The sequence below is a fragment of the Chryseobacterium sp. SG20098 genome, assembly GCF_031844745.1.
Taxonomy (GTDB): Bacteria; Bacteroidota; Bacteroidia; order Flavobacteriales; family Weeksellaceae; genus Chryseobacterium; species Chryseobacterium cucumeris.
Genome location: NZ_CP134622.1, coordinates 5005896 through 5019798 on the forward strand (window position 1 = coordinate 5005896; position 13903 = coordinate 5019798).

Annotated in this window: 12 protein-coding genes; 8 read left to right on the top strand and 4 right to left on the bottom strand. The window is 36.9% G+C overall.

Annotation, left to right across the window (positions count from 1 at the left end):
* Entirely contained in the window at positions 1–330 is a 330-nt protein-coding gene (locus RHP76_RS22825; protein WP_311229148.1) for a hypothetical protein, read from the bottom strand.
* 381 nt (positions 331–711) lie between these two features.
* Between RHP76_RS22825 and RHP76_RS22830 the strand changes: the two genes are divergently transcribed.
* Entirely contained in the window at positions 712–1413 is a 702-nt protein-coding gene (locus RHP76_RS22830; protein ID WP_311229149.1) for a CoA transferase subunit A, read from the top strand.
* A 50-nt stretch (positions 1414–1463) separates the two neighbouring features.
* On the opposite strand, the gene RHP76_RS22835 is transcribed toward RHP76_RS22830, so the two are convergent.
* Positions 1464–3266 (bottom strand): ABC transporter ATP-binding protein, encoded by a 1803-nt coding sequence (locus RHP76_RS22835; protein ID WP_120230483.1) that lies wholly within the window; start codon positions 3264–3266, stop codon positions 1464–1466.
* 124 nt (positions 3267–3390) lie between these two features.
* On the opposite strand from RHP76_RS22835, the gene RHP76_RS22840 reads away from it, so the two are divergent.
* On the top strand, positions 3391–4044 hold the full coding sequence (locus RHP76_RS22840; RefSeq protein ID WP_002980639.1) for a CoA transferase subunit B: 654 nt from the start codon (positions 3391–3393) through the stop codon (positions 4042–4044).
* Between the two features lie 860 nt (positions 4045–4904).
* Here the strand turns inward: RHP76_RS22840 and RHP76_RS22845 are convergent.
* Entirely contained in the window at positions 4905–5714 is an 810-nt protein-coding gene (locus RHP76_RS22845; protein WP_120230484.1) for a DUF4197 domain-containing protein, read from the bottom strand.
* 227 nt (positions 5715–5941) lie between these two features.
* Here RHP76_RS22845 and RHP76_RS22850 point away from each other — a divergent pair, with 227 nt between their 5' ends.
* The 6 genes from RHP76_RS22850 to RHP76_RS22875 all read left to right on the top strand — a co-directional run bounded on the left by RHP76_RS22850 (position 5942) and on the right by RHP76_RS22875 (position 12488).
* Positions 5942–8206, top strand: coding sequence for a glycoside hydrolase family 20 protein (locus RHP76_RS22850; RefSeq protein WP_311229150.1), 2265 nt, complete (start codon positions 5942–5944; stop codon positions 8204–8206).
* A 9-nt stretch (positions 8207–8215) separates the two neighbouring features.
* On the top strand, positions 8216–8857 hold the full coding sequence (locus RHP76_RS22855) for a Crp/Fnr family transcriptional regulator (protein WP_062671045.1): 642 nt from the start codon (positions 8216–8218) through the stop codon (positions 8855–8857).
* A gap of 264 nt (positions 8858–9121) precedes the next feature.
* A complete protein-coding gene (locus tag RHP76_RS22860; protein ID WP_120230486.1) occupies positions 9122–9916 on the top strand; it encodes a sulfite exporter TauE/SafE family protein in 795 nt (264 codons plus the stop codon).
* Positions 9917–9998: 82 nt separating this feature from the next.
* Positions 9999–11414, top strand: coding sequence for an MBL fold metallo-hydrolase (locus RHP76_RS22865; protein ID WP_311229151.1), 1416 nt, complete (start codon positions 9999–10001; stop codon positions 11412–11414).
* A gap of 4 nt (positions 11415–11418) precedes the next feature.
* Positions 11419–11982 carry a YeeE/YedE family protein gene (locus RHP76_RS22870; RefSeq protein ID WP_120230488.1) on the top strand — a complete coding sequence of 188 codons (564 nt, stop codon included), beginning with the start codon at positions 11419–11421 and terminating at the stop codon, positions 11980–11982.
* A 26-nt stretch (positions 11983–12008) separates the two neighbouring features.
* Entirely contained in the window at positions 12009–12488 is a 480-nt protein-coding gene (locus RHP76_RS22875; protein WP_123278038.1) for a DUF6691 family protein, read from the top strand.
* A 59-nt stretch (positions 12489–12547) separates the two neighbouring features.
* On the opposite strand, the gene RHP76_RS22880 is transcribed toward RHP76_RS22875, so the two are convergent.
* A complete protein-coding gene (locus RHP76_RS22880) occupies positions 12548–13903 on the bottom strand; it encodes a TolC family protein (protein WP_311229152.1) in 1356 nt (451 codons plus the stop codon).

The window sequence follows — 13903 nt, forward strand, 5'->3', positions numbered from 1 at the left end:
TCATAAGTCTGTGCCGGACCAATCTGCTGTCCGTTGGAATAGGTGGCAAAAATTCTGAACCTTTCCTTCTTCAGTATACCAGGTTACTTTTCCCTCAAAAACCTCACTGCTAGGAGTAGTGTCTGAAGCCAGTCCTTCCATCTGGAGCTTTCCGTCCTTATAGAAATCTTTGATAAGAGTAAGCTTTCCTTTAGGAATCGTTTCACGGTAATATTCCATATTGTCCTGAGTAGTTTTTTCCCAGTTTTCATCGAAATACGTTTTTTCCTGTGCGCATACATTGATGCTGAGTACCAGTGCAAGTAATGCTGAGGTAAATAATTTTTTCATGTTTTTATGTAAGCTTTGATATTTTTATATGATTAGTGAGATGGCAGATATTGAAAGAGACCTTCATAGTGGTCAAAAGAAGTGATGAGGACAGTAGTGATCTGCCATAAAATAATTTCTACATTAAAGTTGTGTTTAAATTTCCGCCGGAACTGAAAAACAGTATTTCCGGCTTTGAGAGGGCAAATATAGATGAAATTGATGAGAAATAAGATAAAAAATGAACAGACTTGTTCAGTTTTTGATGTAATGTTTTGATTATGATGTTTTTAAAAGTTTCAGATCGATTTTTAAAAAATGTATCAAATTCAGTAATGTTTCCCCTCATAGGATATACAAGAAAATTTATTAAATTTAGCCAACAGAAAAATCTAATATTTCATGATAGATAAAAGAGTAAAAAATGCAAAGGAGGCCATCGAAGGAATTACTGATGGAATGACACTGATGCTTGGCGGATTCGGACTTTGTGGTATTCCTGAAAACTCAATCAATGCTTTGGTGGAAAGCGATGTGAAAGATCTTACCTGTATTTCAAACAATGCAGGAGTAGATGATTTCGGATTAGGATTACTGCTTCACAAAAGACAGATTAAGAAAATGATCTCTTCTTATGTAGGAGAAAATGCTGAGTTTGAAAGACAGATGCTTTCAGGTGAATTGGATGTAGAACTTACTCCTCAGGGAACTTTAGCTGAAAAATGCAGAGCTGCCCAGGCCGGAATCCCAGCTTTTTACACACCGGCAGGGTATGGAACTGAAGTAGCAGAAGGGAAAGAGGTAAAAGAATTCAAAGGAAAACCTCATATTCTGGAGCACGCTTACGATGCAGACTTTTCTATCGTAAAAGCATGGAAAGGCGATCATGCAGGAAACCTTATTTTTAAAGGATCAGCAAGAAACTTCAACCACCCGATGGCAGGTGCGGCAAAAATTACCATTGCTGAAGTGGAAGAACTGGTAGAACCGGGGCAATTAGATCCGAACGAAATTCATATTCCGGGAATCATGGTTCAGAGAATTTTCCAGGGAGAAAAATTTGAAAAAAGAATTGAGCAGAGAACTGTAAGAACTAAAGAATAAGTTCAAAACAATAAAAACAAAAAGCGCTGAATCGATGTTCAGCGCTTTTTTTATGCTTGGGGAGTAAGTGTTTTTCTTTCTCCGATCTGTTGTCTCCACATGGCGTAGTACAACCCTTTTTCGTCAATGAGATTGGCGTGAGAACCCGTTTCTACAATCTGTCCGCGTTCAAGAACATAAATTTTATCAGCATGCATAATCGTACTTAAACGATGCGCAATGAGAACGGTGATCTGTTCCCTTTCTTTCGAAATGTCCTTAATGGTCGTGGTAATTTCTTCTTCGGTAATACTGTCCAGTGCAGAAGTAGCTTCATCAAAAATTAAAAGATGAGGTTTTCTCAAAAGTGCTCTTGCAATGGCAATTCTTTGTTTTTCACCGCCACTCAGCTTAAGACCTCCTTCACCAATTACGGTTTCAATTCCTTTTTCGGCTCTTTCCAATAATGCTGTACAGCTTGATTTTTGTAAAGCAATTGCTAGTTTCTCTTCCGTAGCGGATGGATTAACGAAAAGAAGGTTTTCTTTAATAGTTCCCGCAAATAACTGGGTATCCTGTGTTACAAAACCAATCTGATTTCTCAGCTCATCAAAATCAAATTCCTTTCCATTGATTCCATTGTAAAAAATATTCCCTTCCTGAGGTCTGTACAATCCAACCAATAGTTTCACCAGGGTACTTTTTCCGGAACCGCTCGGTCCCACAAAAGCAATGGTCTCACCGTTTTTAAGATCAAAAGAAATATTATTTAAAGCTTTATACTGCGCAGACTGATGCTTGAATGAAACATGTTTGAATTCCAGTTCCTCAATAGCCCCGATTTGTTTCGGGTGAAGAGGTTTTTCTTCTACCTCTTTTTTCATCAAACGGTCGAAATTCTGAAGAGAAGCTTCTGCCTCACGATAAGAAATAATAATGTTTCCAATTTCCTGCATTGGTCCGAAAATAAAGAAACCATAAAACATCAGAGATAAATACTGACCTGGTGTAACAATATTCTTAAAAATTAAATACAATAAAGTCAGAGTAATCATCTGCTGAAGAAAATTGACCATTGTTCCCTGAATAAAGCTCAAAGAACGGATGCTTTTTACCTTTCTCAGTTCAAGGCCAAGAATCTTATACGTATTGTTATTTAAACGGATTACTTCCTGATTGGTTAATCCTAAACTTTTAACAATTTCAATGTTTCTAAGACTTTCAGTAGTACTTCCGGCTAAAGCGGTGGTTTCCGTTACAATATTTTTCTGGATCACTTTGATTCTCTTACTCAATAAATTGGTAACAATGGCAATAAAGAAAATTCCACAGATATAAACCGGCATAATAGACCAGTGTAAACGGATCGCATACACCGAGACAAAAATAATACTGACGAGAATTCCGAAGAAAATATTAATGAAATTCGTGATGAATTTTACCGTATCCTCTCTTACTTTTGTTAAAATAGACAGCGTTTCACCGCTTCTCTGGTCTTCAAATTCCTGATAAGGCAGTGCCATCGAATGCTTTAAGCCGTCTGTAAATATTTTCGCTCCAAACTTTTGAGTAATCACACTGACTACATAATCCTGAAAAGCTTTGGCAATTCTGCTTACCATTGCAGTTCCGATAAGAAGCCCCAAAAAGTAAAAAGCCCCATGATATACAGAACTTCCGTATAAATATTCATTCAGGCTTCTGGGCAATAGCTTTTCTTTATCAAAAAAGTTGGGATGGGTAACCAGCTGATCAAGGATATTTCCTGTGATCGCCGGAGCAAATAAAGAAAAAACCTGATTGACAGTAGCCAAAAATAAAGAGATGATTATCAGCCACTGATAAGGTTTTAGATATCTAAAAAGTATTTTCATTCTATTAAAAAATAATAGAACAAAATTACAGATATTATTTTAACTAACAGTGTTAATTATTGAATACAACAAAGCTCTTTTGTATTCAAGTGAAAATAATTAAATTGCAGTCTAAGTTTTTATTATGCTTACAAAAGAACAAATTGCCAAAAGAATTTCAAAAGAACTGAAAGATCGTTATTATGTAAACCTGGGAATTGGAATTCCTACTTTGGTTGCCAACTATGTTCCGGAAGGTATTTCCGTAGAATTCCAGAGTGAAAACGGAGTATTGGGTATGGGCCCTTTTCCTTTCGAAGGAGAAGAAGATGCTGATATCATCAATGCCGGAAAACAGACTATTACTATTCTGGAAGGAGGTTCATTCTTTGATTCTGCCTTCAGTTTCGGGATGATTCGTGGTCAGAAAGTGGATCTTACCATTCTTGGAGCGATGGAAGTTTCGGAAAACGGAGATATTGCCAACTGGAAGATTCCCGGAAAAATGGTAAAAGGAATGGGAGGTGCGATGGACCTTGTAGCTTCTGCTGAAAATATTATTGTAGCCATGATGCACGTAAACAAAGCAGGAGAAAGTAAAATTCTTAAAAAATGTACACTTCCTTTAACGGGTGTAAACTGTGTGAAAAAAGTAGTTACTGAATTAGCCGTTCTGGATGTAACTCCGGCAGGATTCAAGCTGGTGGAAAGAGCACCGGGAGTTTCAGTAGAAGATATTATCAAAGCAACAGAAGCAGATCTGATTATTGAAGGAGAGATTCCTGAAATGCAGTTCTAATCTGATAATAAATAAAAAAGTTTCGGCCTCACAAAGTGAGGCCGAAACTTTTTAAAGACGACATCGGAACTCGCAGCGTCAAAAAAATAAGTTCTGCGAACGTTAAGAAAATTCTTTTGTCCGAAGCGCGAGGCTAAATCAGAACCGATAAAGAAATAATGATTTGCGCAAGTTTAGAATTTTTAGAGAACAGGACTTATTTTTAGTGAAGAAATCCAGGTCTTGAATTTTTGTTTCTTTTGTTTTAAGACAAAAGAAAATAATACAATAAAAAACGGTCCTTTCTTCATTTAGACACAAACAAATAGTTCTATTTACTACCTAAAACTGACATTGGAACTCGCAGCGTTAAAAAAATAAGTCCTGTGAACGTTAAGAAAATTCTCCTGTCCGAAGCGCGAGGCAAAATCAGAACCGATAAAGAAATAATGATTTCGCGCAAGTTTAGAATTTTTAGAGAACAGGAATTATTTTTAGCGAAGAGATCCAGGTCTTGAATTTTTGTTTCTTTTGTTTTAAGACAAAAGAAAATAATACAATAAAAAACGGTCCTTTCTTCATTTAGACACAAACAAATAGTTCTATTTACTACCTAAAACTGACATTGGAACTCGCAGCGTCAAAAAAATAAGTTCTGCGAACGTTAAGAAAATTCTTTTGTCCGAAGCGCGAGGCTAAATCAGAACCGATAAAGAAATAATGATTCGCGCAAGTTTAGAATTTTTAGAGAACAGGACTTATTTTTAGCGGAGAGGTCCAGGTCTTGAACTTTTGTTTCTTTTGTTTCAAGACAAAAGAAATTAAACATAAAAAAACTGCTTCATCATGAAACAGCTTTTATATATTTAGTCTAATCTTATTTATTTCCCATCCTGCGCTCCAAAAACCTTCTGCAAAATACTTGTAGTTCTCATGGCAGGTGTATTTCTGATTCCGCTTTCCTTATCTGCTACCATTTTAAAAACTCCATTAATGGTTTCTGTAGTAACATATTCGTTAAGATCTGTAGTAACAGCCTGTCCGGTAAACGTATTGTATTTTGAAATCAGGTTTTTCCAAAGGGTGTCAGCACCTACTTTCCCTAAAGAAGCTTTTACTTTGGGTTGAAAGGCATTGAACAGCTGAGTCTGGGTTTTTCCCTGAAGATAACTTGTTGCGGCGTTATTACTCCCTAATAAAATGTTTTTGGCATCTGTAATCGTCATAGAAGTAATAGCATTTGTAAAAATAGGTGCAGCTTCTGTTACGGCATCTTCAGCAGCTCTGTTTAACAATTTTACGCCTTCGTCAGCAAGGCTTCCCATTCCGATGGAACGTAGTGTTGTATCAATTTTTCTTAATTTTTCAGGCATTAAAATCTTTACGGCTTCATTCTTGAAAAAACCATCCGTTACCGCTAGTTTTTTTACTCCATCCGTTACGCCCATACTTAAGGCCTCTTTTAATCCTGAAGAAATCTGACTTGAAGTAAGGTTTCCAATATTGGCAGATGAATTACCTGAAGTGGTAGTCGTCGTCTTAGTAGAAGTTACCGTACCATTATTTTTAACAGGAACATTAAGATCTACACCTGTTTTGTCTTTAACAGCAGATTTTATAATATCAAAAATTTGTGCCTGAGCTGATAAAGAAAATAATAAAGCGGCTGCCAGAAAAATATTTTTTTTCATCTTATTTTTTTACAAATTTAAACCTTTAATTTTTTTAAGTCGACTACATTGATCAAAAAGCAAACCACAATATCCCATATTTAATAGAATAATATCTATATAGAATGATTGCAAACTGTAAATTATTCATTTTACAGGAGTCTGAAATAGGGTATTTAATTTGTTTTTAAAAAGGCTCAAAGAGTTTTGAAAAATAATTATCTTAGCTCAAACCTTAACCCCATCTCATGATACGGACTTTTCTAGTACTCTTTGTATTGATTTCAAACATGATTTTTGCCCAAAATAAATTAAATCTAATCCCTTATCCTCAAAAAGTTCAACTTTTACAGGGTGAATTTGCAATACCAAAAGCTTTCGTATTAAGTGGTGATCTGCCAAAAGAGGAAACAGAATATTTCAAAAAGAGAATAGGTTCTCAGGTGGAATTTCAATATGCTAAGAAGGGTGGTGAAATTCATTTAACGAATTCTATAATTCCTCAGGCATCAGGAGCAGATTCTGAACAGAAAAAAGAGTATTACTCCATAGAAATTTCTCCAAAACAGATACATATAAAGTCTTACACTAAACAAGGATACTTTCTGGCTCTTCAAACTTTGATCCAGCTTATTGAACAGTATAAAGAAGGAAAGAATATTCCGGCTATGAAAATCGAAGATCAGCCGAAATTTGCATGGAGAGGAATGCACCTGGATGTCTGCCGCCACTTTTTCACAGTAGATGAAGTGAAGCAGTATATCGATTATCTGGCGATGTATAAACTGAACACTTTCCATTGGCATTTAACGGATGATCAGGGATGGAGGATTGAAATCAAAAAATATCCTAAGCTTACTCAGATCGGTTCAAAACGTAAAGAATCCATGATTGGAGCCTATGTGGATAACACGTTTGATGGAAAACCTTACGGTCCTTATTTTTATACACAGGAACAAATAAAAGACGTGGTGAAATATGCTCAGGACAGACACATTACTGTGGTCCCTGAAATTGAAATGCCTGGGCATGCTTTGGCCGCACTGTCTGCATATCCTGAACTGGCATGTACCAAAGGTCCTTTTGAACCTGCTACAAAATGGGGCGTTTTTGATGATGTTTTCTGCCCGAAAGATGAAACTTTTACGTTTCTTGAAAATGTTCTGGATGAGGTAATCCAATTATTCCCTTCCCGATACATTCATATTGGAGGTGATGAGTGCCCGAAAACAAGATGGAAGGAATGTGCGCACTGCCAGGAGCTGATTAAGAAAAATAATTTAAAAGATGAACACGGCTTACAGAGCTACTTTATTCATCGGATTGAAAAATATGTTAACAGTAAAGGGCGAAAAATCATAGGCTGGGACGAGATTTTAGAAGGCGGATTAGCTCCCAACGCCGCTGTGATGAGCTGGACAAGCGTGAATGGAGGTATTGAAGCTGCAAAATCAAAACACTTTGCCGTCATGACTCCTGGTGCCTACTGTTATTTTGACCATTATCAGGGAGATCCACAGTCTGAACCTAATGCTTTTGGAGGATTTACGCCTTTAGAAAAAGTATACGCTTACAATCCTGTTCCTTCCGAACTGAATGCAGAGCAGGCTAAGTACATCATGGGTGTTCAGGCGAATCTGTGGACAGAATATATTTTAGATTTTAAGCAGGTACAGTACATGATTTTCCCAAGATTAATGGCACTTTCTGAAGTAGGATGGGGAACATCATATCCTAAGAACTATAAAGAATTTGAAAACAGAGTGATTAACCAGTTTAAAGTTCTGGATGGTATGAAGGTCAACTATGCAAGAAGCATTTATAACATCACCGGAAAAGTAATTCCTTCCAATAACGGCATTGCTTATGAACTGTCTACTTCGCAGAATTCAAACGGTATCCGATATACGCTGGATGGAACAAACCCTTCCATCAATTCTAAAACGTATCAGACGGCAGTTGAGATTCCTAATTCTTTAACCATTAAATCAGCTTATTTTGAAGAGGGGCAGTTGAAAAGTGCCGTGTCTACACAGCAATTTATCATTTCAAAGACTACCGGAAAAAAGATAACTTTAGAACAACAACCTAGCGAAAACTATTCTTTTGGAGGTGCTTTCACCTTAGTAGATGGTATTATCGGAAATGTAAAAAAACTGGGTAAAACATGGCTGGGCTTTCAGGGAAAAGATGTAGTGGCAACAATAGATTTGGGGCAGAAAACAACTTTTTCAGAAGTGTATTTCAATACCCTTGAAAATAAAGGAAGCTGGATTCATCTGGCTAAATCTGCAAAGATTTTTGTTTCTGATGATAATAAGAATTTCAAACTGATTAAAGAGATCGGCACGCCTGAAATTCAGAAGGCCGGCGGAAAAATCAAAGTGAATGTAGGAACGCAGAACGCGAAATATCTGAAAGTAACTATTGAAAATGCAGGCATTATTCCGGCAGGAAATCCTGGTGCAGATTCCAAAGCATGGCTGTTTGTTGATGAAATTGGCGTAAATTAGAATAAAAAAATGCAGAACGACACGATACTTTCTTCAGAATTCTCATCATCACCAGAATTGGTAGAAAAACTGTATCAATATGGTATAACGAAGAATTACCATCAAGGAGATATTATTCTAGATGAAAATGCTTCCATCCGTTCCATTCCTATTGTGATGAAAGGAATGCTGAAAGTGATCAGAACAGAAGAAGACGGACGTGAAATTTTATTATACTACATCAAAGCCGGAGAAAGCTGTATCATGTCTTTTCTGGGCGGTATGCATAATGAAAAAAGTATTGTAAAAGCAGAGATAGAAGAGGATGCAGAAATACTTTTCTTACCCGTAGACAAAGTTTCTTTATTCATCAAAGAACATCCGGAATGGCTGGATTATATCTTCAGACTGTATCATAAAAGATTTGAAGAGCTATTAGATATCATCAATGCCATCGCTTTCAAAAAAGTAGACGAAAGACTTCTCAACCTATTGCAGAAAAAATCTGAACTCACTGGCTCTGAAACCATTCATACCACTCATGAGCAGCTTGCCAATGAGCTGGGAACCGCAAGAGTAGTGGTGTCAAGACTTTTGAAGCAACTGGAAGAAGACGGAAAACTCATGTTAGGCAGAAATAAAATTACCCTCCTGAAAGCCCTGAACTCATAAATTCTCTCTCAATTTAATCAAAAATACTCATATTTCCCTTTCTTGGAAGGGTGGCAAAAGTTCAAAGAATTTTTGACGGGGTAGTTAAAGCCATTACGAAGCAAAGGTGAAGCAATCTCAAAGAAGCGGAATTACTCTAAATTCTTTGTGTCCTTTGTGAAACCATTAGTCTTCATTTGTGTTAAAAAATCTCCTTATGTAACAAAAGTAGCTGTAGCTTTCTTTCCGCATTCCCATTTTTGCATCAGAATTAGTTGAATAAAAATGGAAATTATAGGATATGCAGCCGCAGTTTTAATAGGAGTTTCTCTCGGTTTAATAGGAGGTGGAGGAAGTATTCTCACGGTTCCCGTACTTGTTTATCTCTTCGGGATTGATGCTTTTCTGGCAACAGAATATTCTCTCTTTGTAGTGGGAATCAGCAGTCTTGTAGGCTCTGTATCCTATTTTAAAAAGGGATTGGTTAATTTTAAGATGGCTTTGGTATTCGGACTTCCTTCGGTAATTTCTATCTTTCTGACCAGAATATATCTTCTTCCTTTAATTCCTGAAAACGTATTCCAGATACAGAACTTTACGGTTACCAAAAATATTTTTTTACTACTGATTTTTGCAGGCTTAATGATTCTGGCTTCCTATAAAATGATAAAAAGAAATTCTTCAGAAGAATCTTTAGAATGCATTACGAATAAGAATAGTGCTTTTCTGGCAGCAGGACAGGGTTCAATAGTAGGTGTTTTAACTGGATTGGTAGGAGCAGGAGGCGGTTTTATGATTATCCCGGCATTAGTGAATCTATTAAAAGTGCCCATGAAAACTGCAATAGGAACTTCCTTAATGATTATTTCTTTCAATTCTTTAATCGGTTTCCTCTCTTCAGTAAACCAGGTGAAAATAGAATGGAAACTGCTGGTTTCTATTACGGTGATTGCTGTTGCAGGAATTATAATGGGCTCAAAACTATCAAAAAAGATAGACGGCAAAAAACTGAAACCTGCATTTGGGTGGTTTATCCTGATCATGGGTATTTATATCATTACAAAAGAAATCTTCCTTTAATGTTCTTATGTAACAAAAGTAGCTGTACGGGAAAGCAGAAAGCTGGAAATTTGTATCAGATAACAAATCAAAATAAAATAAAATGAAAATAGAACAGATTTATACAGGATGCCTTGCACAGGGTGCTTACTATATTACTTCAGCCGGCGAAGCCGCAATTATTGATCCTTTAAGAGAAACACAGCCTTATATCAACAGACTGAAGGACGATGGAGTAGAATTGAAGTACATCTTTGAAACTCATTTTCATGCAGATTTTGTCAGCGGACATCTGGATTTAAGCCTTAAAACCGGAGCTTCAATTGTTTATGGACCGACAGCCAATCCCGAGTTTGATGCTGTTATTGCAGAAGATGAACAGATATTTGAACTAGGAGATATTAAAATTAAAGTTCTTCATACACCAGGACACACGCTTGAAAGTTCGTGTTATGTCTTGATTGATGAAAATGGTAATGAAAAGGCTCTTTTTAGCGGTGATACCTTGTTCCTTGGAGATGTAGGCCGTCCTGATCTGGCACAGAAAGGAGCAAATATGACTCAGGAAGAGCTGGCAGGTCTTTTATATGATAGTTTGTATCATAAAATTCTGCCTTTACAAGATGATATTACGGTTTATCCCGCTCATGGAGCCGGTTCAGCCTGCGGCAAAAATATGCAGAAAGAAACCGTAGATACATTGGGAAATCAAAAAAGAACCAATTATGCCTTGAATCAAAAGGATAAACAGAGTTTTATACAAGAAGTAACAGATGGGCTTTTGCCTCCGCCAGCTTATTTCGGAATGAATGTGATGATGAATAAAAAAGGGTACAGTAGTTTTGATGAAGTACTTTCAAAAGGGTTGCACGCTCTTTCTCCTGAACAGTTTGAGGAAATTGCTGAAGCCTCAGGTGCTTTGATTTTAGATGTAAGATCCAATCGTGAATTTGCCAAAGGTTTTATCCCACAGTCTATCAATATAGGATTGGATGGTGATTTTGCCCCGTGGGTAGGAGCTTTAATTGCTGATGTCAGCCAGCCTATTCTGCTGGTTACTGAAAAAGGATATGAAGAAGAAGCGGTAACTCGTTTGAGCAGAGTAGGATTCGATCATATTTTAGGTTTTCTGGATGGAGGTTTTGAAAGCTGGAAAAAAAGCGGAAAAGAAACAGACTTTGTCAATCGCATCTCTGCGGAACAGTTTGAAAGTGAAATCAAAGAAAAAGAAGCCAAAATCATTGATATAAGAAAAGAAAGTGAATACAACGCAGAACATATTCATGAAGCTTACAGCAAACCTCTGGCCTATATCAACGAATGGATTCATAAGATAAAACCAACAGAACATTTCTACATGCATTGTGGTAGCGGTTACAGAAGTACAATGGCAGCAAGCATTCTTCAGGCAAGAGGATACAGAAACTTTTCAGAAATTGAAGGAGGTTTTAAAGCAATTAGCTCTACAGAGATTCCTAAAAGTGATTTTGTGTGTCAGACTAAAATTTTAAATAAATAAAAAAATGTTAGAAATTATAAAAGAACCCTGGCCTTGGTATGTTGCCGGACCATTGATTGGACTTACCGTTCCTGCTTTATTGATTATGGGAAATAAATCCTTTGGAATCAGTTCCTCGCTGAGACATATCTGTGCAGCCTGTATTCCTGCCAATGTAAATTTTTTCAAATACAACTGGAAAAAAGAGGCCTGGAATTTATTTTTTGTACTGGGGATTTTCTTCGGAGGATTGATTACATCCCAATTTTTAGTGAATCCTAATGAAATAACAGTCAATCCCAATCTGAAAGCAGAATTGGCAGGATATGGAATCACAAATTACAGTAATCTGGTTCCGGAACAACTGATGAATTTCGAAAGCCTGTTGACCCTGAGAGGATTTATTATGATGGTAGTGGGTGGGTTTTTGGTTGGTTTTGGAACAAGATATGCGGGCGGATGTACGAGCGGTCATGCAATCATGGGACTTTCCAACTTACAGTGGCCTTCTTTGGTGGCAACAGTCTGTTTTATGATTGGTGGCTTTTTAATGGCTAACCTTATTTTGCCTATCATCCTTTCCCTATAAGTATAATTTAAAAAGAGAATTGCATTATGATCAAAGAAAAAGAACAATATATATATACCACTTGTGTAAACGAAAGTACGGCTAACCATCCATGGTATCACAATCTGAAATACCTCGCCGCTGGAATTATTTTCGGGATTATTTTTGTGAAAGCAGAAGTGATCAGCTGGTTCAGGATACAGGAAATGTTCCGTCTGCAGTCTTTCCATATGTACGGAATCATTGGAAGTGCCGTATTGGTAGGAATGATTTCAGTGTGGCTGATTAAAAAATTTAAGGTAAAATCAATTGATGGGGAACCTATTACTCTGGCACCTAAAAAGTTTAATAGAGGTCAGATCTATGGAGGATTGATATTTGGTTTTGGCTGGGCCATTACCGGAGCCTGTCCCGGACCTCTTTTTGCTCAGATTGGAACAGGAGCTTTAGCAGTATCTGTTACTTTGTTAAGTGCAATTGCCGGAACATGGGTATATGGATATTTCAGAGATAAACTGCCTCATTAATATCAGATAAATTATAAAAAAGACTGCAGAAAAAATCTGCAGTCTCTCAAGTATAAAAATTATGAATAAATGAAGTTCTCCGCACCTAAAGCCATATAAAGATTTATACGCTCTATTCTGTACTGAAGTTCCAGATTGATGAGGTTCATTTCATTTTTCAATAGGTCCCTTTGTTTACGAATCAGTACAAAACTGTTGCTGGTACCGACCTTTATTTGTTTTTCAGTAAGAGAAATATTGTTTTTCAGTTCATTGACAGCATTAGTTGTATAAGTCATCTGTTTTTCAATAGAACGGAGATTTGCTAAAGAAGATTCCACTTCGTTCAATGCATTCAGAACAGCTTTAGAATATTCTTCAACGACTTGTTTCTGCTGAGAATTTTTTACTTCTACATTCTTTTTAAGCTTTCCACCATTGAATAGAGGAGAAACTAATCCTCCGCCCACTTTTATTAAAGGGTTGGAAAATAAAGAATTAATAGATTCCACATTACTTCCTGCACTCCCAAGCGATGAGCTTATATTTAATGATGGAAGTCTTGCCGCTTTAGCTTCCTGTACTTCATAAAAAGCTTTTTCGATCTGGAAATGACTCGCCTGTATGTCTGATCTGTTTTCAAGAAGCTCCAGAGGAAAAGATTCAGGAATACTGCTTTTTACAGAATTAAAGAAATTCTGGGTTGCCAGTTTTCCCTCCGGATACTTTCCGGTAAGAAGCTCCAGAGACCTTCTCGACTGCATATTGGCATTTTTAATCTTTTCAAGATAACCCTGCAGGGAAATAATTTCGGCAGAAATATTGGACACATCAATAGCATTTGCCGTTCCAACTTTCTTTTGAATAATGTAGAGTTTTTCCAGGTCTTTGGTCTTCTGAATATAGCTTTCAATCTTATTTTCCTGAATGTTTCCTGCAATATTCAGATAATAAGCTTTGGCAATCATTCCTGCAATAGACTGATGAAGCAGTGTATTCTGATGTTTTGCAGAAAAATAGCTGCTGGTGCTGGCCATCTGTGAAGATTTATTTTTGCCCCAAAGGTCAATTTCCCAATTGGCTTTTAACGCAAGACGCTGAACCTGGCTGCCACTAACCAGATTATTCGAAGTGTTGGCTACAGCACTTACGCTTGGATAAAGGTCGCTTCCGGCAATTTCCATTGCCAGCTCAATCTGGTTAAGCTTCTCTCTGGCAATAATCAGATCTGCATTATACAACATTCCTTCATTAATCAAAGCTTCAAGCTGTGAGGTCTTAAGATCATTGATCCAGTCATCCGGAATTTGTATATGAGAAGCAATTTCACTTTTTTCTTTGAGCTCATTTATATTTTCCTTCGTAGCTTCTTTATAACCGATGCATGAGCTTAAGCTTACAGTGAGCACGCTCAATAAAACTAACTTTTTATACAT

What these genes read in the sequence shown, in the direction of transcription:
- RHP76_RS22825 (WP_311229148.1), bottom strand. Translation starts at nt 330, where the DNA reads ATGAAAAAATTATTTACCTCAGCATTACTTGCACTGGTACTCAGCATC.
- RHP76_RS22830 (WP_311229149.1), top strand. Translation starts at nt 712, where the DNA reads ATGATAGATAAAAGAGTAAAAAATGCAAAGGAGGCCATCGAAGGAATT.
- RHP76_RS22835 (WP_120230483.1), bottom strand. Translation starts at nt 3,266, where the DNA reads ATGAAAATACTTTTTAGATATCTAAAACCTTATCAGTGGCTGATAATC.
- RHP76_RS22840 (WP_002980639.1), top strand. Translation starts at nt 3,391, where the DNA reads ATGCTTACAAAAGAACAAATTGCCAAAAGAATTTCAAAAGAACTGAAA.
- RHP76_RS22845 (WP_120230484.1), bottom strand. Translation starts at nt 5,714, where the DNA reads ATGAAAAAAAATATTTTTCTGGCAGCCGCTTTATTATTTTCTTTATCA.
- RHP76_RS22850 (WP_311229150.1), top strand. Translation starts at nt 5,942, where the DNA reads ATGATACGGACTTTTCTAGTACTCTTTGTATTGATTTCAAACATGATT.
- RHP76_RS22855 (WP_062671045.1), top strand. Translation starts at nt 8,216, where the DNA reads ATGCAGAACGACACGATACTTTCTTCAGAATTCTCATCATCACCAGAA.
- RHP76_RS22860 (WP_120230486.1), top strand. Translation starts at nt 9,122, where the DNA reads ATGGAAATTATAGGATATGCAGCCGCAGTTTTAATAGGAGTTTCTCTC.
- RHP76_RS22865 (WP_311229151.1), top strand. Translation starts at nt 9,999, where the DNA reads ATGAAAATAGAACAGATTTATACAGGATGCCTTGCACAGGGTGCTTAC.
- RHP76_RS22870 (WP_120230488.1), top strand. Translation starts at nt 11,419, where the DNA reads ATGTTAGAAATTATAAAAGAACCCTGGCCTTGGTATGTTGCCGGACCA.
- RHP76_RS22875 (WP_123278038.1), top strand. Translation starts at nt 12,009, where the DNA reads ATGATCAAAGAAAAAGAACAATATATATATACCACTTGTGTAAACGAA.
- RHP76_RS22880 (WP_311229152.1), bottom strand. Translation starts at nt 13,903, where the DNA reads ATGTATAAAAAGTTAGTTTTATTGAGCGTGCTCACTGTAAGCTTAAGC.